We start from the raw sequence: 23,070 nt of genomic DNA, 5'->3' as shown, positions 1-23,070 counted from the left end.
AACAATTCATGGGTTTTAAATGCGGTATCGTGGGCCTGCCCAATGTAGGCAAATCCACCCTGTTCAATGCGCTGACCAAGGCCGGCATCGAAGCCGCCAACTTCCCGTTCTGCACCATTGAGCCGAACACGGGTGTGGTCCCCATGCCGGATCCCCGCCTCGACCAGCTGGCGGCCATCATCAACCCCCAGCGCGTGGTGCCGACCACCATGGAGTTCGTTGACATCGCCGGTCTGGTGGCGGGCGCCTCCAAGGGCGAGGGTCTGGGCAACCAGTTCCTGGCCAACATCCGCGAGACCGAAGCCATAGGTCACGTGGTGCGCTGCTTCGAGGACGAGAACATCATCCACGTGGCGGGCAAGGTCTCCCCGGCCGATGACATCGAGGTGATCAATACCGAATTGGCTCTGTCGGATCTGGACGCCTGCGAGCGCGCCATCCACCGTCAGTCCAAGCGCGCCAAGGGCGGCGACAAGGATGCCAAGCTGGAAGTGGAGACCCTGGAAAAGATTCGGGTTGCCCTGGAAAACGGCCAGATGATCCGCGGCATGAAGCTGGACAAGGAAGAGCTGGCGGCCGTTGCCCACCTCAACTTCCTGACCCTGAAACCCACCATGTACATCGCCAACGTGGCGGAAGATGGCTTCGACAACAATCCCTTCCTCGACAAGGTGCGTGAGATCGCAGCCACCGAGAACGCCGTTGTGGTGGTGGTCTGCTGCGCCATCGAGGCGGACATCGCCGAGCTGGACGACGCCGACCGCGCCGAGTTCATGGCCGATCTGGGGATCGAAGAGCCGGGTCTGAACCGGGTGATCCGCTCAGGTTACGAGCTGCTGAACCTGCAGACCTACTTCACCGCCGGGGTGAAGGAAGTGCGCGCCTGGACCATTCCGGTCGGCGCCACCGCCCCGCAGGCGGCGGGCAAGATCCACACCGACTTTGAAAAAGGCTTTATTCGCGCCCAGACCATCGCCTTCGACGACTTTATCACCTACAAGGGTGAGCAAGGCGCCAAGGAAGCGGGCAAGATGCGCGCCGAAGGGAAAGACTACATCGTCAAGGATGGCGATATCATGAACTTCCTGTTCAACGTCTAACCCCATGAGAGGCCAGCATTTGCTGGCCTCTTTGTTATGGGCGCAGGTTGCGGATCTGCTCCCAAATGTCGCAAAAAAAACCAGATTGTTGGGCTTTTGCGCGACAGCGTCCAATAACTCGCCAAACGCACCCAAATTCGGTTTTTCTGGCAAAAAAAGGGTTGACGCCCCAGAGCCAGATACGCATAATTCCGGCCGCACAGTGACGAGGCAACGACTCACTGGAAGCACGGTTGGCTATGTAGCTCAGTTGGTTAGAGCATCGCACTCATAATGCGAGGGTCACAGGTTCGAATCCCGTCATAGCCACCATTAATCATTCAGTTGGGGTATCGCCAAGCGGTAAGGCAGCGGGTTTTGATCTCGCCATCCCTAGGTTCGAATCCTAGTACCCCAGCCATTTTTAAAAGTTCTTTGGCCAGTCTCATGACTGTCGAGGAGCACTGTTGGGGTATCGCCAAGCGGTAAGGCAGCGGGTTTTGATCTCGCCATCCCTAGGTTCGAATCCTAGTACCCCAGCCATTTTTATTTGTTTTCGACGAGAGTCGGTCACAAGACGGCTATGTAGCTCAGTTGGTTAGAGCATCGCACTCATAATGCGAGGGTCACAGGTTCGAATCCCGTCATAGCCACCATTTACAAGTTGTTCAGTTGGGGTATCGCCAAGCGGTAAGGCAGCGGGTTTTGATCTCGCCATCCCTAGGTTCGAATCCTAGTACCCCAGCCATTATTGCCGTTCATCGAACTTGTCGGTGAACACTGTGGTAAACGTAAGAGGTTTTTAATCTCGTCAACGTTCCTAGGTTCGTATCCTAGTGCCACAGCCATTTTTAAAAGTTCTTTGGCCAGTCTCATGACTGCCGAGGAGCACAGTTGGGGTATCGCCAAGCGGTAAGGCAGCGGGTTTTGATCTCGCCATCCCTAGGTTCGAATCCTAGTACCCCAGCCATTTTTACTTGTTTTCGACGAGAGTCGGTCACAAGACGGCTATGTAGCTCAGTTGGTTAGAGCATCGCACTCATAATGCGGGGGTCACAGGTTCGAATCCCGTCATAGCCACCATTAATATTGCGGAAGTGGCGAAATTGGTAGACGCACCAGATTTAGGTTCTGGCGCCCTAGGCGTGAGAGTTCGAGTCTCTCCTTCCGCACCATCAAGGCAGTACCAAACAGACCAGCTCATGCTGGTTTTTTTGTGCCCGGATTTCAGCCCTTGTCTCCTCTCCTTCCCTGCCGTTCTCCCTGCTCACTGGCTTGTCAGCCCAGGACCTCCCCCGCAGCGGCGGGATTGATGGCCACTAAAAAGCGGCCCGCAGGCCGCTTGTCTCTGTTTCCCCTTGTCAGAACGGGAAGAACCAGGGAATGGCGATGACGCTCACCACCATCACCAGCAGGGTGAAGGGCACGCCCACGCGGATGAAGTCCATGAACTTATAGTTGCCGGGCCCGAGCACCAGGGTATTGACCGGTGAGGAGACCGGCGTCATGAAGGCCGCCGAGGCGGCAATGGCGATGGTCATGGCGAAGGGATAGGGAGAGACCCCCATCTGCTGGGCCGTGCCGAGCGCAATGGGCGCCATCAGCACAGCGGTGGCCGTGTTGGAGATGAAGAGCCCGATGGCCGCGCAGAGCACGAACAGGCTGGCCAGCATGACACGGGGCCCCATCTCCCCCACCGCCGAGATCAGCCCGCCGACGATGAGATCCACCCCGCCGGTCTTCTGCAACGCCAGGGCGAAGGGCAACATGCCGACGATCAGGATCAGGGTCGGCCAGTGGATGGACTTGTAGGCGCTCTCCATGTCGATGCAGCGGAACTTGCCCATCAGCAGGCAGGCGATGATCGCCGCTATGACGTTGGGCACGGGATCCGTCACCATCAGCACTATCATGACCGCGAGGGCGATCAGAGCGTGGATGGCCTGGCTGCGGGCCGGCGCCATCTCGTCCACCTCGGCGGGCAGGCCGAGCAGCAGGAAATCCCTGTGGTGGGTCTGCAACTGGCGAATGAGGCTCCAGTTGCCCACCACCAGCAGGCTGTCCCCCATCAGCAGCGGCTCATCCACCAGCTTGCCGGTGAGCGCCTCGCCGTTGCGGCGGATCCCCACCACGCTCAGGCCGTAGCGGGAGCGGAAGGTCACCTCGCGGATGCTCTTGCCGAGCAGCCGGGATCCCGGAATGAGGGAGACCTCGGCCATGCCCACCTCCCGCGCCTGATCCGAGAAGTACTCCCCGCGCAATATCATGGGTTCGAGCCGCGCCTCGCTGCAAAACTCCCGCACATCCACCTCGGGGTCGGACATGTCGATGAGCAGCACGTCCTTGGCCTGGAACTCGGTGACGCCGGAGACGGTCACCATCACCCGCCGAAACTTGCGCCAGCGCTCCAGCCCGATGACGTTGGCCCCGAAGCGGGCACGCAGTTGCAGCTCGTCCAGGGTCTGGCCTATCAGGGGAGAATCGGGGCGGATCGCCAGGCGGCGCGCCCGGCCGGCCAGGCGATAGTCGCGGATGAGGTCGCGCATTGTGCTGCGCCCCGCCTGCTTGCCCTTGCCCTCTTCCCCCTCGTGTACTAGACGGTGACGCATCAGCAGCATGTAGATCACCCCAAGCCCGAGGATCAGCACCCCCATGGGGGTGAAACCGAAGAAGCCGAAGCCCTGGATGCCATGGCGCATCAGCTCGCTGTTCACCACCATGTTGGGCGGCGTGGCCACCAGCGTCATCATGCCGCTGATGAGACCGGCAAAGCCGAGGGGCATCATCAGCCGTCCCGCCGGGATCCCCATCCGGTTCGCCACGCTCAGCACCACGGGGATGAAGATGGCCACCACCCCTGTGCTGCTCATCACGGCCCCCAGGGTCGCCACCGCCACCATCAGCAGCACCAGCAGCCGGGTCTCGCTGCTGCCCGCCACCTTCACCAGGGCATCCCCCACCTGGTAGGCGATGCCGGTGCGCACCAGCCCCTCCCCCACCACGAACAGGGCGGCGATCAGGATGACGTTGGGATCGCTGAACCCCGCCAGCGCCTGTGGCAGCGTCAGGGTGCCGCTCAACACGAACAGGATGATGATCAACAAGGCCACCACATCCATGCGCACCCTGTTGGTAATAAACAGGAAGATGGCGCCCACCAGCATACTGAGCACCCAGATCAACTCGGAATTCACACTCGCTCCTTTCGTTCATGTCCGCCGGGCGGAGAACCGCGCCAGACGCCATCAGACCACAGCCAGTCCCCCTCCATTTTGTTACATATCAAGAAAGAGGAGCCCACATCATCGCACATTCGGGTTCAGTTGCGGCCACTTTGCACGGCAGAGCAAGGGCACCGGCGCCCGCCCCTCGCGCGCCCGGGCAAAAAGTGCTGCGCGCCCTCAATGGTGCACCTAGAATGGGCCAGCCGCTGGCTGATCCGGCCCCTGCCCACCCCTTGTCCTTCGGAGAGAAGATGTCTGTTCACACCCCAACCTACCCGGAATTCACCTTCTTCGGCCGCTTCGTCGCCGATATCCAGTCCGGCCGCAAGACCATCACCATCCGCGACGAGAGCGAGGCCAACTGGCAGCCCGGCCAGCGGCTCGCACTCTTCACCAATCCGGAGCACCAGCCCTTTGGTGTCATAGAGGTGCTCTCGGTCACCCCCGTGGCCTTCGATGAGCTGACCGACGAGCACGCTCGCCAGGAGAACATGACCCTCGCCGAGCTCAAAACCGTCATCCGGGACATCTACCCCGCACTGCCGCCGCTCTATGTAATTGAATTCACACTGATTGAAGCCTGATTTTGTGAGCTGCCTCAGCTAACGCCGGTTGCGCTCCCGGGCCAAAAGCGCACAATACCTGTTTTTATATACAGTTAATGGGTGCGTTATGAATACACAACTTGAACCGGCCATTGCGGCCATGATGGCGGACTTCATCGCCGCGGGTCGCCCCAAGGCGAGCGGCCTGAGCTGGCAAGAGCGGCGTGAGGGCTATCTTGCCTCTGCCGTCTTGGGGGGCGAGCGGGCAGAGGTGGGCGCCATCGAAGAGTGGCAGGCCGATCACTACGCCATCCGGCTCTACCGGCCCAAGTGCCCCCCTTGCCCCGCCTATCCGGTGCTGATCTATTTCCACGGCGGCTGTTTCGTCAGCGGGGATTTCGAGACCCACGATCGCCAGATGCGGATGCTGTGCAACAGCGCCCATGCCCTGGTGTTTGCCGTGCACACCCGCCTCGCCCCCGAGCATACCTATCCTGCCGCCCATGACGACGCGCTGGCAGCGACCCTCGCCATCCTGGCCGCGCTGCCGCAGTGGCACGGCGATCCCGGGCGGGTCGCACTCGCAGGCGACAGTGCCGGTGGCCACCTCGCCCTGGTCACCACCTTGCGGCTCAAAGCGGCGGGAGCGCCACTGCCCGCCGCCCAGATCCTCATCTATCCCATGCTCGATGCTGCGGGCGACAGTGACAGCTATCAGCAGCTCGGTGAGGACTACCTCATCACTCGCGACATGCTGCTCAGCGGGTTTCAGGCCTATCTGGGCGAGCTGCCCGCCAGCCATCCCGAGGCGAGCCCGCTGCACCATCCTGATCTTGCGGGGCTGCCGCCCACCCATATCCTCACGGCCGAGTACGATCCCCTGCGTGACGAGGGGGAAGCCCTCTATGGCAAACTGCTGCAAGCCGGTGTTACGGCTACCTGTCAGCGGCAGCTCGGGGTGATCCACGGTTTCTTCCAGCTGGCGGGCATCAGCCCTGCGGCCCGTCATGCCATCGCGCAGGTCGCCATGCTGCTCAAGGGGCTCTGAGTTGGATCCGGCCCCATGCCGTGCTAAAAGTGTCTCTTTTGAATCAGCGAGGTAATCCCAGTGTTTGAGATAGCGAGCCTGAAAGAGGGCATGATGCACGGGGTCGAGCTGTTCCAGCTGCTGCTGGAGATCATCTCCATCGCCTGCGTGGTGATTGGGCTTGGCAAGACCCTCTGGCTGGCAGCCCGGGTGCGGGATCACGAGCCCGGTTTTCCGCGCATTCGCCTCTGCTTCGGCAGCTGGCTCATCCTGGCCCTGGAGTTCCAGCTCGCCGCCGACATCCTGGCCACCACGGTCGCGCCGAGCAAGGAGGAGCTCGTCCGCCTCGCCATCATCGCGGTGATCCGCACCTTCCTGAACTACTTCCTCGGCAAGGAGCTGGACGCCCAGGCCGAGCGTCAGCGGGCACCCGGCGCCGGACAGACCGAAGCGACCCGATAAGGGCCCATGCCGGCAACCATATGAGTTCGCCGCCATCCCGACCACGCCCTGGTCGGGATGGCGCTGTTGTGACCCTGCCCGCAGTTTTGGCAATCAGCCAATAATGGAACCCTTTTCAGGACCCTCCCCACCCTGTCGTCCCCGGCGCCCTCTGCGTAACATGGCAGGACCACTTCGCCACCGGCCGCGCTGATGCATCCTCACCCCGTTCTCGCTCTCGAGCAGTGCGTTATCTACCAGATCTACCCCATGAGTTTTCAGGACAGCGACGGCGATGGCATGGGGGACATCAACGGCATCCGCCAGCGCCTGGACTACCTGGCGACGCTCGGAGTGGACCTGCTCTGGCTCACCCCCGTTTATCGCTCCCCCAGGCGGGACAACGGCTACGACGTGGCGGATTACCGCGCCATCGACCCCGCCTTCGGCACCCTGGCGGAGATGGACTCGCTCATTGCCGAGGCGGCCGCCCGCGGCATGGGCATCATGATGGACATAGTCGCCAACCACACCTCCACCGAACATCAGTGGTTCAGGCAGGCGCTGGCGGGGGATCCCCGCTATCAGGCCTACTACGTCTTTCGGGACCAGGCCTTCGTCGATGCCCACCCGGTGGACTCCATCTTCGGCGGCAGCGCCTGGGAATTCGTGCCGGCGCTCGGCAGCTACTACCTGCACAACTTCGATGCGAGCCAGGCCGATCTGGACTGGGACAACCCGGCGGTGCGGGCCGAGATGGCGGAGGTGATCAACTTCTGGCTGGCCAGGGGCATCATGGGGTTTCGCTTCGATGTGATCGACATGGTGAGCAAGGCGTGGTCGCCCCTTGCCATGAGCAACGGCCCCCGCCTGCACGACTATATCCGCGAGCTGAGCGACGCCAGCTTCGGCGGCAAGGGGATCATCACGGTCGGTGAGACCTGGGGGGCAGATCTGGCCCAGATGCGGCGCTATTCGAACCCGGATGACAGCGAGTTCAGCATGGTGTTCAACTTCGAGCACCTGGGGCTGGGGCAGGGCAAATGGACCTCCCGCTTTGACCCCCTCACCTTCAAAGGAGCCATGGCCCGCCACCAGAGCGGGCTGCACGGCCAGGGCTGGAACAGCCTGTTTCTGGGTAACCACGACCTGCCCCGCGCCGTCTCCCGCTTCGGCAACGACAGCACCGAATGGCGCGAGCTGAGTGCCAAGCAGTGGGCCCTGGTGCTGCACATGATGCAGGGCACCCCCTTCATCTATCAGGGGGAGGAGCTTGGCATGACCAACCGCCGCTGGCAGCCAGAGGAGCTGCGCGATGTGGAGGCCATCAACTACAGCGCCAGCCAGCCGGATCTGGCGCCCGCCGAGCTCGCCCGCCGCCTCGATACCATCGGCCGCGACAACGCCCGCACCCCGATGCAGTGGGACTCGAGCCCCCGGGCCGGTTTCAGCACGGCAGAGCCCTGGATCGCGCTCAACGCCAACCACGTTGAAATCAACGCCGCCGAGCAGCTGGCCCGCCCCGACTCCCTGTTTCACTGCTATCGCCGGCTGATTGCATTGCGCAAGGCCCACCCCGTCATTCGCCATGGCGACTTCGAGCTGCTGGATGGGGACGATCCCCTGCGCATCGGCTACCGCCGCCGCTGGCGGGATCCCGCCACCGGCCAGACGCAAGTGCTGCTGTTGCTCGCCAATCTCACCGCAGACCCCTTGCCCATGCCCCATTTTGACAAGCTAGACAGCGGCGCCAGCTTGCTGATGGGCAACTACCCCGGCCAGCCAGAGTGCTGCTTTGCGCCCTACCAGACGGCGGTCTGGCTTCTCGTGGAGCCCGCCATGGCGCTCGCGCCAGACACCCATAGAACCGAGCTGAGCAGGCCAGGTCAGGGGCGTTCGGGTTGACTCTCCCCAGGGATCTGCGTATTTTGCGTCCAGATTTCATGTTGGACTGCTCTGCAATGTTGTACATCCTGTTCAAATGCTCTGTCAGGAGGCTGTGCTCCGTGCACTAACACGATGAAGTGTTGCCCGGAGCCCATCTCTTCTGAATCTTCATCAGATAGCGCTTGCGCCCTCCAGAGAGGGAGGCGACCCCGCATCTGATGAGAACAGGAAAAAGGCCGGCGAGATGCTTCATCGCCGGCCTTTTTGTTTCTGATCTTCAGGACAAAGTTTCAACATTGCTTGGAACGGGGGCCGGTACGCCAAGTACCGCCCCCGTTTTTTTATGGATATAGCACCATGAGTCTGCTCAGCATTCACCATCTGACCTGTCACCTCGGTGACAAGACACTGTACCAGGACGCCAGCTTCACCCTGCTTCCCCGCGAACATATCTGCATCACCGGCAGGAACGGCGTCGGCAAAAGCACCCTGCTCAAGCTGCTCCAGGGGGAGCGCCAACCTGACGCCGGGGATATTCTCTGGCAGCCCGGTCTTGACCGGGGCTATCTCGACCAGCATGCGGAGCTGGACGGGCAACTGACGATACGGGCATATCTGCAAACGGCCTTTGCCCCCCTCTATCGGGCCGAGGCGGAGATGATGGCCATCTATGCCAGCCCGGCGCGCTGTGCCCAGCCCCATCAGCTGGCCCTGGCCGCCAGCCTCCAGACCACCCTGGAGAGCCAGTCGTTTTACCAGATAGAGAGCCGGATCGACGAGGTGGCCGCCGGCCTTGGCCTCACCCAGCTCGGCATGCAGACCCGCCTGGCCTGTCTGAGCGGCGGCCAGCGCCACAAGGTGATGCTGGCCGGCTTGCTGCTGCGCTCGCCGGATCTGCTGCTGCTCGATGAGCCGACCAACTACCTGGACAGCGCCCACGTCGCCTGGCTGGCAAGCTACCTGGAAGGCTTCACGGGCGCCTTCCTGGTGGTCTCCCACGACAGGGATTTCGTGAACCGCATCGCCACCGGCATCTGCGATATCGATCGCCTGCAGCTTCGCAAATACCAGGGCAACCTCGACAAGGCCATGGCCCAGAAGGGGGCGGATGATGTCGCTCACACCCGGCAATACCAGGCGCAGCAGAGGCAGATCGACAAGTTGGAGCGGTTCATCGCCAAGAACGGCGCCGGGGTCAACGCCAGCATCGCCAACGGCCGCAAGAAGCAGCTGGCGCGCATCGAGCGCCTGACCAGCCCGGAGCGGGACAAGGGGGTCTCCCTCGCGTTTCGCAGCGCCGGGGGCGGCGGCCAACAGGTGCTCGCCGCCTCTGAACTGGTCATCGGCCATGATCGCGCGCTGCTGGCGCCCCTGACTCTGACCCTCAGCCGGGGGGAGAAGGTGGTGATCGCCGGGTTCAACGGCGTCGGCAAGTCCACCCTGCTCAAGACGCTGGCGGGAGAACTGGCCCCCCTGGGCGGTGGGCTCAGTCTCGCCCCCGGGGTCAAGGCGGGCTACTTCGAACAGGCGCTGCACTGGCCGCATCCGGATGCCAGCCCGCTCGCCCTGGTGAAGGCCGCCTGCCCCGCCCTCGATGACAAGTGCGCCAGGCTGCATCTGGCCCGGGTCGGCATCACGGGCAAGCTGGCACTGCAACCGATCGCCGCCCTGAGTGGCGGGGAGCAGACCAGGGTGAAACTGTGCCGACTGGCCCTGCAACCCAGCAACCTGCTGCTCCTGGACGAACCGACCACCCATTTGGATGCCACCCTCAAGGCGGCCCTGCAACAGGCGTTGCAGGACTATGCCGGGACTGTGGTGGTGGTCTGCCACGAGCAGGCCTTCGTGGCCGGCTGGCCGGACCGGGTGCTGGACATTCACGCCCTCGCGGCCCGCAACTCGGTATCACATGCGTAAGGTGAAGATCATGTTATTGAAAGTATTGCTCTTTTTTATTGCGTTCCTGGTGGGTGCCGATGAGCTGATGCTGGGCCCCCTGCTGACCCCCATAGGCCGGGAGCTGGGGGTCCAGCCCGAGCGGGTCACGCTGTTCATCACCGCCTACAGCCTGGCGCTGGCGCTGATCGCCCCCCTGCTCGGCAGCCTCTCGGATCGCCTCGGCAGGGTGAGCATCATGCTGCCCGCCGCCCTGCTGTTCGGGGCCGCCTCCATCGCCACCGGTCTGGTCGATAGCTTCGAGTGGGGGCTGGCAAGCCGGGTGCTCACCGGCCTCGCCAGTGCCGGCATGCTGCCCATCGCCTTTGCCCTGGCGGCAGACGGCACTGGGAGGGATGCCATGAAGCGCATTGCCTGGGTGCAGTCCGGCCTGACGCTGGGCATGATAGCGAGCCCGGCACTGGGGGCGCTGCTCGCGCAGTGGCACTCCTGGCGCGCCGCCTTTATCCTGCTCGGCCTCTGTGCCTGGGGAGTGGCGGCGGCCCTGGCCCTGCTGCCCGCCGGCAGGTCTTTGGCAGACACATCGGCGACGCAGCAGGAGGATAAGGGCGTCCGCCTGCTGGCCATCCCGGGTGCGGCCGGCGCCCTGCTGGCCATGTGCCTGGGCCTGGGCGGCGGCATTGGCCTGTTCAATCTGGTCGGCCAGCACCTGCGCGACACCCTGGGCCTGTCGATGGGGTCTGTGGGGCTCCTCTATGGGGCCCTCGGCATCATCAGCGTCATCGGCAACCTGCTGATGCCCCGCTTGTCTGGCCGGGTCGAGAGCGGGCGCGTCCTGATGCGCCTGGCCCTGGTGGTCTGCGTGCCGGTCAGCGTCGGCTTCTATCTCTCTCCCGCCTCACTGCCTGCCCTGCTGCTGCCGCTCGGACTCTGGGCGCTGGCGGGCGGCATAGGATCCCCCGCCCTGCAAGGCCACATTGCCGGGCTCTCGTCGGCCCACAGGGGCATGCTGATGTCGCTGGCGATGACCATGATGCACCTTGGAGTGGCGCTCTGGTCTGCCGTCGCCGGGTTTGCCTACAGTGCGGGGCCTGTGGCCCTGGCACTGCTGGCCATGGCGCTCTTTGGCGGGGCCATCGTCGCCCTGCGCCCCGTCCGACCCGGGGTCTGATGGGCAGACCCGCAGACTCGCAGACTCGCACGCAACAAGGGCTCCCTCGGGAGCCCTTTTTTGTGTCAAGGGAGCGCATCAGGCCGGGATGCTGGCCAGCTCGTGGCGCTTCAACGCCAGCAGCGTGACGAGGAAGGCGGCGCTGGCGATCAGCGCCATGCCCACATAGGTGGCGCTGAACCCCGGGGCCAGCTCGGCCGGGCTCAGGCTCGCCAGGTTGTGGCTGGTCCCGGCTGGCAGGGCCCTGTGGAACAGCACGGCGCAGATGGCCACCCCGACCGCGCCCCCCAGCTCGCGGCCGAAGTTGAACAGCGACATGCCGATGCCGCGATCTTCCCGCGGCAGGGCGTTTTGCACCACCACAGAGAGGGCCGGCAGCACCAGTCCCAGCCCCAGACCGGCGAAGCCCAGCCCCAGATTGGCAAGGAGATCGAAGTGGATCTGCCACAGGGCCAGCGCCGCCAGGGCGAAGCCCGCCACCACGAAGCGCTTGTAATGACCGGAGTGGCCGATCAGCTTGCCGCCGACGAAGGCCCCCGCCGTGATGCAGACCATGAAGATAACCATGTAGAGGCCGCTCTCGCTGGCCCCCATCCCCTTCTGCCACTGCATCTGCAGCGGCAGGTAGACCAGCACGGCGAACATCAGCAGTTGCGAGGCCAGCGCCAGCAGCACGCTCACCAGATAACCGGGCAAGCGGGCCAGATGGGCGGGTAGTATGGGATCCTGGGCCCGTCGCTCCACCAGGATGAGCAGCAGCAGGGCCAGGGCCAGCCCCGCCGCCAGCCAGATGGCGGACAGCGCCGTCTCCGGCGAGAGCAGCAGCAGGGAGAGGGTGGTGACCGTGATGAGCAGCCCCGCCCCCTTCCAGTCGAAGCGGCTGTGCCGGCGCACGTTGAGGTGGCCCAGATTGCGGTTCACCAGCCAGAGCGCCAGGGCCCCGAGGGGCAGGTTGATCCAGAAGATCCAGCGCCAGCTCAGCTGCTCGGTGAAATAGCCCCCGAGCAGGGGGCCGGCGATGCTGGAGACCGCATAGACCGCCGAGATGTAGCCCTGATACTTGCCCACCTCCCGCGGGGGAATGCAGTCGGCGATGACGGTGAAGGCGAGCGCGATCAGGCCACCGCCCCCCAATCCTTGCAGCACACGGGCCGCCAGCAGGGTCGGCAGATCCTGGGCCAGGGCGCAGGCCACGGACCCTGCCAGAAACAGGCCGATGCCGATGTTGAGCATCCGCACCCGACCGAACAGATCGCTCAGCTTGCCGTAGATGGGCAGGGCGGCGGTGGCCGCCAGCAGGTAGGCGGTCACCACCCAGGTGAGGGCGGCGCCGGCGTTCAGCTCGGCTCCTATGATGGGCAAGGGGGTGGTGACTATGCTCTTTTCCAGTGAGCCCAGGGCGATCACCAGGGCCACGCTTGAGAAGACGGTTTTTGGGGACATAAAAGAGGCTCGCTACTGTGAGTTGCCGGCACCCGAGGCGCAGAGCGCATTATTGTCTCATAAATCAGCAGCCCATGGTCAAACCCGCCACCTGCCCCGACCATGACGACGGTCGCGGCATCCGGGGAGCGGATCTGGTACTGTGCTCTTTTGGCCGAGGAGGAAGTACCCCATGTCCGAGCAGTTCCAGTTTGAACAATACGACGCCCTGATCTTCGATATGGACGGCACCCTGGTGGACTCCATGCCCCTGCACCTGGATGCCTGGGAAACCACCAGCGCCGAGTTCGGCTTGCCGTTCGATCGGGCACAGCTCAACGAGTACGGTGGCATTCCCACCCGCAAGATAGTGGCCATGCTAGCCGAGCAGCACGGACTGGCCATCGACGTGGAGGCCTTCGCCCGCCGCAAGATAGCCCTCTACCTGGAGCGGATCGACAAGGTCCGCGTCTTCCCCGCCATGTGGGAGCTGGTCAAGCGCTGCCACGGCAAGGTACCCATGGGCATAGGCACAGGCTCAACCCGGGATCATGCGACGCACATACTGAGAAATACCGGCCTCGATGCCTTCATCCCCGTGCTGGTGAGTGCCGACGACGTGACCAACCACAAGCCCCACCCCGACACCTTCCTGAAAGTAGCCGAGCTGCTCGGCGCCAACCCCGCCAACTGCCTGGTGTTTGAAGACACCCCCATCGGCATTCAGGCGGGCAAGGCCGGCGGCATGACCACATTGCTGGCCACCGAAGGGGCGCTGCAGCGGGTGTGAGACCAGGTTAGCGAAGCGCCCGCCACTGCTGCCAGAGTCCGCCAAGGAAGGCGAGCAGGAAGAGGCCCAGGGCCACCTCCCAATGGAAAGTGAAATAGAGATCCGCCGGCAGGGACACCAGATAGATAAACAGGACGCTGAACAGGCCGCGACAGAGCGGCCCTTTCAAGACAGACCAGCGCAGCAGCGTGGCAACGCCGGCCCCCTTGCCAGACAGGGCCATCAGCTCATCCCCAGCAGGCCGAGAATGCCGGCGACTGTGTACCACGGATTGTGCACCCTGCGCTCCTCTTCCAGCGCCTCATGATTCTGCAACAGCGTCAGCACCTCGGCCGGGGTATCGGCAAAAGAGGGGGCAACGACAGTCACAAACCCCTGCTCGACCAGTTGGCGACGCTCATCGTCATAACCGACCGCCCAGGGTTCGAGATAGGTAAATGACTGGCCTTGTTTGAAGAAGTGATAGCGAGACATGGTGGGCTCCGAAGCATTGGACCCCCACTCTACACCGGCGGTTGCAAACTGGCTCACCCCGAATGGGTAGCCAACGCAGTCTCAAACAGGCCGAACGCTCTTCATGACATGACTCCGCACAAGGCGTGATACCCACCGCCAGAGGGCCGATGGTCCGCTCAAGCGGGCAGTTTCATGCCAGCGAAAAACCCGGGAGCACAGGGCCAAGGGGGCGTAGGCCAGGCGCAAAGTGCCATAAAAAAACGCCCCGTCCGGGGCGTTTCTACCAACAACCGCCGTTACATGGCGTTGGTGGATTCGAAGATCTTGTCGGCGGACGCCTCGACGAAGCCCGGGTAGAGCACACCGTCCGGCTGGGGGTAGCGCAGGGCGAACTCGTAGAAGCAGCTCGGTATGGTGCGCACGCCGTCGCTGAAGGGCACCTCGGCCTTGTCCGCCATGGTGGAGGATTGCTCCAGCATCACCTCGGGATCCCCCTTCACCTCGCCGCCGACGGTATTGAGCACGAAGCCCGCCGCCTTGAGCGCCTCGTTGACCTGCTGGATGGTGTCGAAGTCCTTCAGGCGGTTGATGTTGACGGTGAAGTGGTTGGCACGATAACCCCAGGCGGCCATCCAGGCGGCATACTCGCTCTCTGCCAGCAGGGTCTGGTAGTCGGCGTGGGAGACCTGCCAGGGGGCGCCGGCGTAGAGGAAGGCCGGGGTGTCGGTGAGGTGATCGGGCACCTGATCCACCAGCTTGTGGATGATGGCCTGGGCGCCTTCCGAGAGCTCTTCCACCTTCAGCTCGCTGATGAACACCTTGGGCGCATCGGGATCGGCATGTTCGAAGTGCTTGGCATAGAGCTTCTTGGCCTTGAACACATACTCGCCCTTCTCCTCGTACCCCAGGGCGCGGAAGTGGGCCGCCAGTTTCTCGAGACCGAGCTTGGGCAGGTTGTAGGTCCGAAACGCCACGTGATCGTTGATGATGGGGGCACCGCCCCCCAGCAGTTGGTGAACCTTGTGGGCACTGGGGGTGACTTGAATGTAGTTGTCCCACAGATGGCCAAACAGGGTCTCGATATCCTTTTGCATCTCTCTTTCCTTTGATTGCGGGTACAGACAAGGGCACCTGTTCAGTGCCCCTCTTTTATTTTCTTGTTATCAGAAGGTCAGACCGGGAGACAGCTGATCCGGCATGGCGGCCTTGCTGTCTTCGACGGAGGAGACCGGAGATATGACACAGTAGTCATCGGCATTGAGCCATCTCGTCTGCATCGCTATCTCCATGAACGATTAAAACGTCAAACCCGGGGACAGCTGATCCGGCATGCTCGCCTTGCTGTCTTCGACGGAGGCAACCGGATAGGCACAGTAGTCGGCGGCGTAGTAGGCGCTCGCCCTGTGGTTGCCGGAGGCACCTATGCCGCCGAAGGGCGCGGCGCTGGAGGCGCCCGTGATGGGCTTGTTCCAGTTGACTATGCCGGCGCGGATCCGCTTGAAGAAGTGATTCCAGTCCGCCTCGTTGTCGCCGAGCAGGCCGGCGGAGAGGCCGAAGCTGGTGGCGTTGCCCTGGTCGATGGCGGCATCGAAATCATCGTAACGAATGAGCTGCAGCAGCGGGCCGAAGTACTCTTCGTCCGGCAGCGCGCTGACCGCGGTCACGTCTATGATGCCCGGGGAGACAAAGCCGGTGCCCGCCTCCAGGTGCTTGAGGGTGAGCAGGCTCTCGCCGCCGAGCACTTGCAGGTTGGCCTGGGCCTCGACCATGCCGAGCGCCGCGCGCTCGCTGATCATGGCGCCCATAAAGGGCTGTTCGGCGGCGTCATAGAGACCGACCCTGATCTGGCCGACCACCTCCACCAGCCGTTTGACCAGCGCATCGCCACGCTCGCCGCGCTCCACGAACAGACGGCGGGAGCAGGTGCAGCGCTGGCCGGAAGTGATGAAGGCGGACTGGACTATGGCATGGACGGCACCGTCGATGTCGCTCACATCCTTGACGATGAGAGGGTTGTTGCCCCCCATCTCGAGGGCCAGGATCTTGCCCGGCTGGCCGGCAAACTGCTGGTGCAGGAAGTGGCCGGTGCGGGACGAGCCGGTGAAGAAGAGGCCGTCGATGTCCGGATTGCCGGCCAGCGCCTTACCGGTCTCCACCTCGCCCTGCACCAGGTTGAGCACCCCCTTGGGCAGCCCCGCCTCCTGCCAGATCTTCAGCATGGCCTCGGCCACCATGGGGGTCAGCTCGGAGGGCTTGAACACCACGGCGTTGCCGGCGATAAGCGCAGGCACTATGTGACCGTTGGGCAGATGGCCCGGGAAGTTGTAGGGGCCGAACACGGCGACCACGCCGTGGGGCTTGTGGCGCACGAACGCCTTGGCACCGGGCATGGGGTTCTCGACCGTGCCGGTGCGCTCGTCATGGGCGCGGATGGAGATGGCGATCTTGCCCTGCATGGCCGCCACTTCGGTGCGGGTCTCCCACAGCGGCTTGCCGGTTTCCCGGGCTATGGTCAGGGCCAGCGCCTCCTTGTGCTCGCCGAGCAGATCGGCATAGCGGCGCACTATGGCCAGACGATCCTCGAGGGCCAGATCGGACCAATGGTAGAAGGCCGCGCGGGCCGCCTTGACGGCGGCATCCACCTGGGCTGCGCTGGCCGCCCCCCCCTGCCAGATCACTTCGTTCCTGGCCGGATCTTTTGATTCGAACGGCTTGCCTTCACCGGCCAGCCACTGGCCATCGATAAACTGGACTAAAGACATCATCAATTCACTCCCTGTGGTGCACAGGCCGCCTCGGCAGCCTGCTTCAATGCGGTGATATGGACCCGTTATTCCAGATCGACGACCCGAACCATGTCGCCACTCTCCACCTTGAGGGCGGCCGCCATCTTGGGCGGAATGATGGCTTCGTGCTTGTCCAGATCGACCCGGATGTTGCCGTAGCAGGCGCGGTATTGCTCGAACCTGGCGTTGCAGACGAGGTAGGTGTGACCGCCGATGGGCTCACCCACCAGCACCGCCAGCTTCTGGCTGCGGCGCACGCTGCGGATGTGCTTCACGTCGCACTCGACGGTAGGGCCGGCATCGAAGATGTCGACATAGCCGCGGTTCACGAAGCCCTCGTCCTGCAGCATCTTGATGGCCGGGCGGGTCTTCTCGTGGGTCTGGCCTATGACGGCGCGCGCCTCGTTGCTCAGCAGGTTCACGTAGATGGGGTACTTGGGCATCAGCTCGGCGATAAAGCGCTTCTTGCCGATGCCGGTGAGGTAATCGACGGTGGGAAAGTCCATCGAGAAGAAATGCTTTTGCAGCCACTCGTAGAAGGGGCTGTGACCGTTCTCATCGGAGACGCCGCGCATCTCGGCGAAGACGGTCTTGTCAAACAGCTCGGGGTGCTCGGCCATGAACAGGAAGCGGTGCTTGGAGAGCAGACGGCCATTGAGCCCCTCGCGGGCACATTCGCGCAGAAACAGGGTGCACAGCTCGGAGTTGCCGGTGTAGTCGTTGGAGAGGGTGAGCGTCTCCACCACGTTGTAGATGCCGAGCTTGGGGGAAGAGTGCACCACCTTGCCGATGTGGTAGTTGTAAAACGGCTGGGACAGGCCGACCGCCGCGTCTATGGCGCAGGTACCGACCATCTCGCCGGTCTCCAGGTCTTCGGCCACGAAGAAGTAGAGGCAATCGCCCTTGCCGGCGGGCTTGTCCAGGAAGGTCTGGGTCGAGGCATCGATCTTGCGTTGCAGCAGTTCATCGTTGACCGGCAACGAGGTCATGCCGGTGCCGGATTCGATGGCACAGGTCTTGAGGCCGGCGAAGTCGCGCTGCTCGATAGGACGGATAACCAACATAAATGACAACTCCCTTTCATTGACGACAGGTGGGGTCCCGGCTCCTGCCGGGAGGGCTCCCCACCTCAACTTGGATCAGGCGTTGACCACCTGAGCTACCGCTTTTTCGAACCGTGCCAGCCCTTCCTTGATGTCCGCTTCCGGGATCACCAAGGAGGGGGCGAAACGCACCACGTTGGTGCCCGCCACCAGCGCCATCAACCCCTGGTCGATGGAGGCCAGCAGGAAGTCACGGGAGCGTCCCTTGTAGTCATCGTTCAGCACGGCGCCCAGCAGCAGGCCCTGGCCACGCACTTCGCTGAAGCAGTGGTACTTGGCGTTGATGGCGGCGAGACCATCGCGGAACAGTTGCTCGCGCTGCTTGATGCCGCTCAGCACTTGCGGGGTGTTGACCACGTCCAGCACGGCTTCGGCCACGGCGCAGGCCAGCGGGTTGCCGCCGTAGGTGGAGCCGTGAGTACCCACTTTCAGGTGAGACGCGATCTCGGTGGTGGTCAGCATGGCGCCGATGGGGAAGCCGCCGCCGAGCGCCTTGGCGCTGGTGAGGATGTCCGGCGTGACGCCAAGGCCCATGTAGGCAAACAGCTCGCCGGTACGACCGACCCCGGATTGCACCTCGTCATAGATCAGCAGGGCATTGTGCTTGGTACAGAGTTCGCGCACTCCTTTGGCAAACTCGTCGGTGGGGCTGATGATGCCACCCTCACCTTGCAGCGGCTCCATCACCACGGCGCAGGTATTGTCGGAGATGACGGAGGCCAGCTCGGCCAGATCGTTGTAGGTCACGTGGGTGATGTCGGCGGGCTTCGGACCGAAGCCATCGGAGTAGGCCGCCTGGCCGCCGACGCTCACGGTGAAGAAGGTACGACCGTGGAAGCCCTGGTGGAAGGCGATGATCTGGGTCTTGTGGGCACCGAACTTGTCGATGGCGTAACGACGGGCCAGCTTGAGGGCGGCTTCGTTCGCTTCGGCGCCGGAGTTGCAGAAATAGACCTTCTCGGCAAAGGTGGCGGCGACCAGCTTCTTGGCCAGGCGCAGGGCCGGCTCGTTGGTCATCACGTTGGAGAGGTGCCACAGCTTCTCGCCCTGGGTTTTCAGAGCCTCGACCAGCTTGGGATGGCAATGGCCCAGACCATTGACCGCGATCCCGCCCGCAAAGTCGACATACTCGCGGCCTTCCTGATCCCAGACACGTGATCCCTCACCGCGCACCGGAATGATCTTGGCCGGCGCATAGTTGGGAACCATCACTTCATCAAACACTTCACGTGTCACTGCCAACAACTCTGACATATTGCTCTCCTGCTAGCTCGCGGCAGAATAATCCACCGCCCAAAAGTTAAATCCGTGTAAACGTGGCGGAATTATCACAGAAAAAAAGTAAAAAGTCTGTAACTTAACCGCCAATGAGGAACAATGTTCGATTGCCCGTGAGATTTTAGGCAACCGCATTGCATAACGGCTCAGGGGGTGTTGGCAAGAGATAATTTGGGCAGGAAGCAGGGTGAATAAAGTGTCAGGGAAAATTTTTTTGGCCTCATTTCGATTATGAGACGAGGATCACAATTTTTTCAGGAAACGGCTAAAAAATTGGCCAGCAACTGGTGCCCCTGCTCGCTCAAAATACTCTCCGGATGGAACTGAACCCCTTCCAGCGCCAGTGTTTTATGCCGCAGCCCCATGATCTCGTCCATGGAGCCATCGGCGTGTTCGCTCCAGGCGGTCACCTCGAAACAGTCGGGCAGGGTTTCGCGCTCCACGATGAGGGAATGGTAGCGGGTGACCCGCAGCGGATCCTTGAGCCCCTTGAACACCCCCTCCCCCGTATGGCGGATGAGGGAGGTCTTGCCGTGCATCACCTGACGGGCACGGACCACATGGGCGCCGAACGCCTGCGCCAGGGACTGGTGGCCGAGGCAGACGCCGAGAATGGGGATCTCACCGGCAAAACGGGAGATAGCCGCCAGCGAGATGCCCGCCTCGTTCGGCGTGCAGGGACCTGGAGAGATCACCAGATGGCTTGGGGCAAATCGGGCTATCTCTTCCAGGCTGAGCTCGTCGTTGCGCCTGACCACCACCTCCTGCCCCAGGGCGCCGAAATACTGCACCAGGTTCCAGGTAAAGGAGTCGTAGTTGTCGATGAGTAACAGCATGCAAAAGCCCTGAGAATGAGGTCGAGGCGGTGATCGGACAGCCCATTGTGGCTATCTACGGACAAACGCCGCGCATTCTGGCATGTCTGCCCGGGTTAATAAACCGCTGAGGGGCTGTCGCACGGGTATGGAGACGGCCTCTTTTCTACAAGATTAACTGTCTGCCATCTCGAGGAGATAGCCCCATGGCGCTGGTCAACCTATACCTTCAGCGGGAAAGCAGGTGAGAGCAGGCAGAAGACACCGGATAGCCCATGACTGGACAGGGGGAAAGGCGAAGCAAGGCGCAAGGGCCGAAAGCGGGGTGTGAAATGGCGGCCCATCGGCAGATGGGCAGAGCCCGGGAGCGCCTCAGCGATCCAGATAACGCCCCTGCTCCAGCTCGCGCTCGCGCTGGCATTCAGCCAGATAGATGGCGGCGGCGATGGCCGGGGTCTTGTGGTGCTTGTCGATGGCATTGGAGACCATCAGCTGCAGGGTGTTGAGGTTCTTGGCCTTGCGGAACTTGCGCAGCCAGTGGCCCTTGTCACTCAGTTCTTCAATCACTGTATTTGATTCGACAGACATGCTTTCTCTTGGGGCAAGCGCCCGCGTTTGACATTGGAAGAGGAGATGACGAACCAGGGGTCGGGTAAAACAAAGAAAGCCAGGCAAATACCCAGCTCTCTACAACTACACCTTCCCAGTATGTCAGGCTCGAGGAACGAAGCCGACAACATCATATACGCTGATCAGGGTTTTTTCAGCCCTTTCCCGCGCCTTTTGTGCGCCAGCCGCCAAAATTGCCTGCAGATGAGTCTCATCCTGACGCAGCTCGCGGAAGCGGGCCTGGATGGGCTCCAGCAGGGCGACCACGGCATCGGCCGTCTCGCTCTTGAGGTGGCCGTACATCTTGCCCTCGAAGTGCTGCTCGAGCTCGGGGATGGAGCGACCAGTCACCCCGGACATCAGGGTCAGCAGGTTGGAGACTCCTGGCTTGTTCTCGGGATCGAAGCGCACCACGGCCGGCTCGTCCGAGTCGGTCATCGCCCGCTTGATCTTCTTGACGATCTGCTTGGGATCTTCCAGCAGGCCGATGAAGTTCGCCTCGTTGTCGTCGGACTTGGACATCTTCTTGGTGGGATCCTGCAGGCTCATCACCCGGGCACCGTCGGTCGGGATGAAGGGCTCAGGCAGGGTGAACACCTCGCCGTAGAGGTTGTTGAACCGGGTGCAGATGTCGCGGGTCAGCTCCAGATGCTGCTTCTGGTCGTTGCCGACCGGCACCTGGTTGGCCTGATAGAGCAGGATGTCCGCCGCCATCAGCACCGGATAGCCGAACAGGCCGACGTTGACGTTGTTCTCGAAACGGGCGGACTTGTCCTTGAACTGGGTCATGCGCGACAGCTCGCCCATCTGGGTGTAGCAGTTCAGGATCCAGCCGAGCTCGGCGTGCTGGGGCACGTGGGACTGGATGAAGACGGTGCTCTTGGCCGGATCGATGCCGACCGCCAGATAGAGGGCGGCGGCATCCAGGCACGCCTTGCGCAGGGCGGCAGGCTCCTGGCGGGTGGTGATGGCGTGCAGATCGACGATGCAGTAGAGGCAGTCGAAGTCATCCTGCATGTTGACCCACTGACGCAAGGCTCCCATGTAGTTGCCTATGGTCAGCTGGCCCGAGGGTTGGGCCCCGCTCAATACGATTGGTTTAGCCATGAATGTGTTGATCCTTGTTATTCTGCCAAGAGGGCATCGAGCTCTGCAAACTGCTCGCATACCCAGTCAGGGCGGGAATCTGCGATGGGACGGCCATAGTTGTAGCCGTAGGTGAGCCCCACCACCTTCATGCCGGCAGCCTGGGCGGCCAGCACATCATTTTCGGAGTCCCCCACCATCAGGGTGCGGGACGGGCTGACCCCAAGCTCGTGGCAGGCGTGCAGCAGCGGATCCGGGCTCGGCTTCTTGACGGGCACACAGTTGCCCCCCAGCCAGAGAGCGAAACAGTCGCCGATGCCGAGGGCATCCAGAATAGGCTGCACGAAGTGACTCGGCTTGTTGGTCACCACGGCCTGGCGGTAACCGAGCGCCTGCAGGCGGCGCAGGCTCTGCTCCACCCCGTCATACATGGCCAGCCCTTGCAGCAGGCAGGCCTGATAGTGCTGGTCGAACAGGGGGCGGGCCTTGGCAAACAGCTCGGGCGCCTCGCGATAGTCCAGCGCACGCTGGATCAGCTTGTCGGCGCCGTTGCCGACCCAGGTGCGCACCACGGCCTCGTCGGCCTCGGGCAGCCCCAGATCGGTCAGGGTGCGGTTGACCGCCAGCGCCAGTTGGGAGGCGCTGTCAATCAGGGTGCCATCCAGATCGAACAGTACCAGATCGAAGGGACGTTCAACGGACATGAGCCAGCTCCGCCCGCATCTGGTCGATCACCGCCTTGTAATCCGGCTTGCCGAAGATGGCGGAGCCCGCCACGAACATGTCAGCCCCGGCGGCGGCGATCTCGCGGATGTTCTCCACCTTGACGCCACCGTCGATCTCGAGGCGAATGTCACGGCCGCTCTCGTCGATCAGGCGACGCACCTGACGCAGCTTGTCGAGGGTACCGGGAATGAAGCTCTGACCACCAAAGCCCGGGTTCACCGACATCAGCAGGATCACGTCCAGCTTGTCCATCACGTACTCCAGGCAGGTGAGCGGCGTGGCCGGGTTCAGCACCAGACCGGCCTGGCAACCCTGCTCCTTGATGAGACCCAGGGTACGGTCCACGTGATCGGAGGCTTCCGGGTGGAAGGTGATCAGGTTGGCACCCGCCTTGGCAAAATCGGGCACGATGCGATCCACCGGCTTGACCATCAGGTGCACATCGATGGGGGCCTCGATGCCGTAGTCACGCAGGGCCTGACAGACCATGGGGCCTATGGTCAGGTTGGGGACATAGTGGTTGTCCATCACGTCGAAGTGCACCACGTCGGCTCCGGCGGCCAGCACCTTGGCCACATCCTCGCCCAGACGGGCAAAGTCGGCGGAGAGGATAGAGGGGGCAATCAGAAAGTCTTTCATCAGCGTCATCCATTGGCAGCGTGGCAGAAAAAGCGGCGCAATTTTACCGCAAACGTGGAATGAAAACGACCCGCAAGTGCAGAAGACGCA

At 62.8% G+C, this 23,070-nt stretch carries 21 protein-coding genes and 8 tRNA genes; 16 read left to right on the top strand and 13 right to left on the bottom strand.

Features of this window, described 5'->3' with window-relative positions; genetic code table 11:
* The first annotated feature begins 8 nt into the window (after positions 1–8).
* From ychF to ACWPWQ_RS14045, 9 genes are all read left to right on the top strand, one after another.
* Positions 9–1,100 (top strand): redox-regulated ATPase YchF, encoded by a 1,092-nt coding sequence (ychF, locus tag ACWPWQ_RS14085; RefSeq protein WP_454010071.1) that lies wholly within the window; start codon positions 9–11, stop codon positions 1,098–1,100.
* Between the two features lie 235 nt (positions 1,101–1,335).
* A tRNA-Met gene (locus ACWPWQ_RS14080) sits at positions 1,336–1,412 on the top strand.
* 13 nt (positions 1,413–1,425) lie between these two features.
* Positions 1,426–1,500, top strand: a tRNA-Gln gene (locus tag ACWPWQ_RS14075).
* 47 nt (positions 1,501–1,547) lie between these two features.
* Positions 1,548–1,622 (top strand) — tRNA-Gln (locus tag ACWPWQ_RS14070).
* Between the two features lie 36 nt (positions 1,623–1,658).
* Positions 1,659–1,735 (top strand) — tRNA-Met (locus ACWPWQ_RS14065).
* Positions 1,736–1,752: 17 nt separating this feature from the next.
* A tRNA-Gln gene (locus ACWPWQ_RS14060) sits at positions 1,753–1,827 on the top strand.
* A gap of 147 nt (positions 1,828–1,974) precedes the next feature.
* Positions 1,975–2,049: transfer RNA gene (locus tag ACWPWQ_RS14055), tRNA-Gln, on the top strand.
* A gap of 36 nt (positions 2,050–2,085) precedes the next feature.
* A tRNA-Met gene (locus ACWPWQ_RS14050) sits at positions 2,086–2,162 on the top strand.
* Positions 2,163–2,170: 8 nt separating this feature from the next.
* Positions 2,171–2,254: transfer RNA gene (locus tag ACWPWQ_RS14045), tRNA-Leu, on the top strand.
* Positions 2,255–2,440: 186 nt separating this feature from the next.
* On the opposite strand, the gene ACWPWQ_RS14040 is transcribed toward ACWPWQ_RS14045, so the two are convergent.
* A complete protein-coding gene (locus tag ACWPWQ_RS14040; protein WP_202046449.1) occupies positions 2,441–4,273 on the bottom strand; it encodes an SLC13 family permease in 1,833 nt (610 codons plus the stop codon).
* A gap of 281 nt (positions 4,274–4,554) precedes the next feature.
* On the opposite strand from ACWPWQ_RS14040, the gene yqfB reads away from it, so the two are divergent.
* From yqfB to ACWPWQ_RS14010, 6 genes are all read left to right on the top strand, one after another.
* Entirely contained in the window at positions 4,555–4,887 is a 333-nt protein-coding gene (gene yqfB / locus ACWPWQ_RS14035; RefSeq protein WP_454010070.1) for a N(4)-acetylcytidine aminohydrolase, read from the top strand.
* 88 nt (positions 4,888–4,975) lie between these two features.
* Complete coding sequence (locus ACWPWQ_RS14030) at positions 4,976–5,896, top strand: alpha/beta hydrolase (RefSeq protein ID WP_454010069.1); 921 nt, start codon at positions 4,976–4,978, stop codon at positions 5,894–5,896.
* A 60-nt stretch (positions 5,897–5,956) separates the two neighbouring features.
* A complete protein-coding gene (locus ACWPWQ_RS14025; protein ID WP_247625780.1) occupies positions 5,957–6,337 on the top strand; it encodes a DUF1622 domain-containing protein in 381 nt (126 codons plus the stop codon).
* 249 nt (positions 6,338–6,586) lie between these two features.
* Positions 6,587–8,221, top strand: a complete 1,635-nt coding sequence (locus tag ACWPWQ_RS14020) for an alpha-glucosidase (RefSeq protein ID WP_454010068.1) — start codon at positions 6,587–6,589, stop codon at positions 8,219–8,221.
* A 339-nt stretch (positions 8,222–8,560) separates the two neighbouring features.
* The gene (locus ACWPWQ_RS14015; RefSeq protein WP_454010067.1) at positions 8,561–10,120 is read left to right on the top strand and encodes an ABC-F family ATP-binding cassette domain-containing protein; all 1,560 of its coding nucleotides are present in this window, start codon (positions 8,561–8,563) and stop codon (positions 10,118–10,120) included.
* A 10-nt stretch (positions 10,121–10,130) separates the two neighbouring features.
* Positions 10,131–11,270: an MFS transporter gene (locus ACWPWQ_RS14010; protein ID WP_454010066.1), complete on the top strand. Its 1,140-nt coding sequence runs from the start codon at positions 10,131–10,133 to the stop codon at positions 11,268–11,270.
* A 78-nt stretch (positions 11,271–11,348) separates the two neighbouring features.
* Here the strand turns inward: ACWPWQ_RS14010 and ACWPWQ_RS14005 are convergent, their stop codons facing one another.
* Positions 11,349–12,713 (bottom strand): MDR family MFS transporter, encoded by a 1,365-nt coding sequence (locus tag ACWPWQ_RS14005; RefSeq protein WP_454010065.1) that lies wholly within the window; start codon positions 12,711–12,713, stop codon positions 11,349–11,351.
* A gap of 172 nt (positions 12,714–12,885) precedes the next feature.
* Here ACWPWQ_RS14005 and ACWPWQ_RS14000 point away from each other — a divergent pair, with 172 nt between their 5' ends.
* A complete protein-coding gene (locus ACWPWQ_RS14000) occupies positions 12,886–13,482 on the top strand; it encodes an HAD family hydrolase (protein WP_454010064.1) in 597 nt (198 codons plus the stop codon).
* 7 nt (positions 13,483–13,489) lie between these two features.
* Here the strand turns inward: ACWPWQ_RS14000 and ACWPWQ_RS13995 are convergent, their stop codons facing one another.
* The 11 genes from ACWPWQ_RS13995 to rpe all read right to left on the bottom strand — a co-directional run bounded on the left by ACWPWQ_RS13995 (position 13,490) and on the right by rpe (position 22,980).
* On the bottom strand, positions 13,490–13,705 hold the full coding sequence (locus ACWPWQ_RS13995; protein ID WP_454010063.1) for a hypothetical protein: 216 nt from the start codon (positions 13,703–13,705) through the stop codon (positions 13,490–13,492).
* The gene (locus tag ACWPWQ_RS13990) at positions 13,705–13,956 is read right to left on the bottom strand and encodes a hypothetical protein (RefSeq protein ID WP_342059684.1); all 252 of its coding nucleotides are present in this window, start codon (positions 13,954–13,956) and stop codon (positions 13,705–13,707) included. Before ACWPWQ_RS13990 ends, ACWPWQ_RS13995 begins: the two co-directional genes overlap by 1 nt.
* Positions 13,957–14,234: 278 nt before the next feature.
* On the bottom strand, positions 14,235–15,032 hold the full coding sequence (locus ACWPWQ_RS13985; RefSeq protein WP_454010062.1) for a 2-oxoadipate dioxygenase/decarboxylase family protein: 798 nt from the start codon (positions 15,030–15,032) through the stop codon (positions 14,235–14,237).
* Positions 15,033–15,233: 201 nt separating this feature from the next.
* The gene (gene astD / locus ACWPWQ_RS13980) at positions 15,234–16,703 is read right to left on the bottom strand and encodes a succinylglutamate-semialdehyde dehydrogenase (protein ID WP_454010061.1); all 1,470 of its coding nucleotides are present in this window, start codon (positions 16,701–16,703) and stop codon (positions 15,234–15,236) included.
* A 65-nt stretch (positions 16,704–16,768) separates the two neighbouring features.
* On the bottom strand, positions 16,769–17,788 hold the full coding sequence (gene astA / locus ACWPWQ_RS13975; protein WP_025326162.1) for an arginine N-succinyltransferase: 1,020 nt from the start codon (positions 17,786–17,788) through the stop codon (positions 16,769–16,771).
* Positions 17,789–17,863: 75 nt separating this feature from the next.
* Positions 17,864–19,081, bottom strand: a complete 1,218-nt coding sequence (locus ACWPWQ_RS13970; RefSeq protein WP_454010060.1) for an aspartate aminotransferase family protein — start codon at positions 19,079–19,081, stop codon at positions 17,864–17,866.
* A gap of 278 nt (positions 19,082–19,359) precedes the next feature.
* Positions 19,360–19,941 (bottom strand): aminodeoxychorismate synthase component II, encoded by a 582-nt coding sequence (locus ACWPWQ_RS13965; RefSeq protein ID WP_429160439.1) that lies wholly within the window; start codon positions 19,939–19,941, stop codon positions 19,360–19,362.
* A 351-nt stretch (positions 19,942–20,292) separates the two neighbouring features.
* Positions 20,293–20,508: a hypothetical protein gene (locus ACWPWQ_RS13960; RefSeq protein ID WP_106887541.1), complete on the bottom strand. Its 216-nt coding sequence runs from the start codon at positions 20,506–20,508 to the stop codon at positions 20,293–20,295.
* A gap of 123 nt (positions 20,509–20,631) precedes the next feature.
* Positions 20,632–21,636, bottom strand: coding sequence for a tryptophan--tRNA ligase (trpS, locus tag ACWPWQ_RS13955; RefSeq protein WP_025326158.1), 1,005 nt, complete (start codon positions 21,634–21,636; stop codon positions 20,632–20,634).
* Positions 21,637–21,653: 17 nt separating this feature from the next.
* Positions 21,654–22,319, bottom strand: a complete 666-nt coding sequence (locus ACWPWQ_RS13950) for a phosphoglycolate phosphatase (RefSeq protein WP_290030104.1) — start codon at positions 22,317–22,319, stop codon at positions 21,654–21,656.
* Entirely contained in the window at positions 22,309–22,980 is a 672-nt protein-coding gene (gene rpe, locus ACWPWQ_RS13945) for a ribulose-phosphate 3-epimerase (RefSeq protein WP_041205203.1), read from the bottom strand. The genes ACWPWQ_RS13950 and rpe overlap by 11 nt, the downstream gene beginning before the upstream one ends.
* Between the last annotated feature and the right edge of the window lie 90 nt (positions 22,981–23,070).

Source organism: Aeromonas sp. Marseille-Q7275, assembly GCF_965119515.1.
The sequence above is the reverse complement of the archived record's forward strand: the minus strand, read 5'-3'. Positions and strand labels throughout refer to the sequence as shown.

What these genes read in the sequence shown, in the direction of transcription:
- ACWPWQ_RS14020 (WP_454010068.1), top strand. Translation starts at nt 6,587, where the DNA reads ATGAGTTTTCAGGACAGCGACGGCGATGGCATGGGGGACATCAACGGC.
- ACWPWQ_RS13960 (WP_106887541.1), bottom strand. Translation starts at nt 20,508, where the DNA reads ATGTCTGTCGAATCAAATACAGTGATTGAAGAACTGAGTGACAAGGGC.
- astD (WP_454010061.1), bottom strand. Translation starts at nt 16,703, where the DNA reads ATGATGTCTTTAGTCCAGTTTATCGATGGCCAGTGGCTGGCCGGTGAA.
- ychF (WP_454010071.1), top strand. Translation starts at nt 9, where the DNA reads ATGGGTTTTAAATGCGGTATCGTGGGCCTGCCCAATGTAGGCAAATCC.
- rpe (WP_041205203.1), bottom strand. Translation starts at nt 22,980, where the DNA reads ATGAAAGACTTTCTGATTGCCCCCTCTATCCTCTCCGCCGACTTTGCC.
- ACWPWQ_RS13990 (WP_342059684.1), bottom strand. Translation starts at nt 13,956, where the DNA reads ATGTCTCGCTATCACTTCTTCAAACAAGGCCAGTCATTTACCTATCTC.
- trpS (WP_025326158.1), bottom strand. Translation starts at nt 21,636, where the DNA reads ATGGCTAAACCAATCGTATTGAGCGGGGCCCAACCCTCGGGCCAGCTG.
- ACWPWQ_RS14000 (WP_454010064.1), top strand. Translation starts at nt 12,886, where the DNA reads ATGTCCGAGCAGTTCCAGTTTGAACAATACGACGCCCTGATCTTCGAT.
- astA (WP_025326162.1), bottom strand. Translation starts at nt 17,788, where the DNA reads ATGTTGGTTATCCGTCCTATCGAGCAGCGCGACTTCGCCGGCCTCAAG.
- ACWPWQ_RS13965 (WP_429160439.1), bottom strand. Translation starts at nt 19,941, where the DNA reads ATGCTGTTACTCATCGACAACTACGACTCCTTTACCTGGAACCTGGTG.
- ACWPWQ_RS13950 (WP_290030104.1), bottom strand. Translation starts at nt 22,319, where the DNA reads ATGTCCGTTGAACGTCCCTTCGATCTGGTACTGTTCGATCTGGATGGC.
- ACWPWQ_RS14015 (WP_454010067.1), top strand. Translation starts at nt 8,561, where the DNA reads ATGAGTCTGCTCAGCATTCACCATCTGACCTGTCACCTCGGTGACAAG.
- ACWPWQ_RS13995 (WP_454010063.1), bottom strand. Translation starts at nt 13,705, where the DNA reads ATGGCCCTGTCTGGCAAGGGGGCCGGCGTTGCCACGCTGCTGCGCTGG.
- ACWPWQ_RS14005 (WP_454010065.1), bottom strand. Translation starts at nt 12,713, where the DNA reads ATGTCCCCAAAAACCGTCTTCTCAAGCGTGGCCCTGGTGATCGCCCTG.
- ACWPWQ_RS14010 (WP_454010066.1), top strand. Translation starts at nt 10,131, where the DNA reads ATGTTATTGAAAGTATTGCTCTTTTTTATTGCGTTCCTGGTGGGTGCC.
- ACWPWQ_RS14030 (WP_454010069.1), top strand. Translation starts at nt 4,976, where the DNA reads ATGAATACACAACTTGAACCGGCCATTGCGGCCATGATGGCGGACTTC.
- ACWPWQ_RS13970 (WP_454010060.1), bottom strand. Translation starts at nt 19,081, where the DNA reads ATGTCAGAGTTGTTGGCAGTGACACGTGAAGTGTTTGATGAAGTGATG.
- yqfB (WP_454010070.1), top strand. Translation starts at nt 4,555, where the DNA reads ATGTCTGTTCACACCCCAACCTACCCGGAATTCACCTTCTTCGGCCGC.
- ACWPWQ_RS13985 (WP_454010062.1), bottom strand. Translation starts at nt 15,032, where the DNA reads ATGCAAAAGGATATCGAGACCCTGTTTGGCCATCTGTGGGACAACTAC.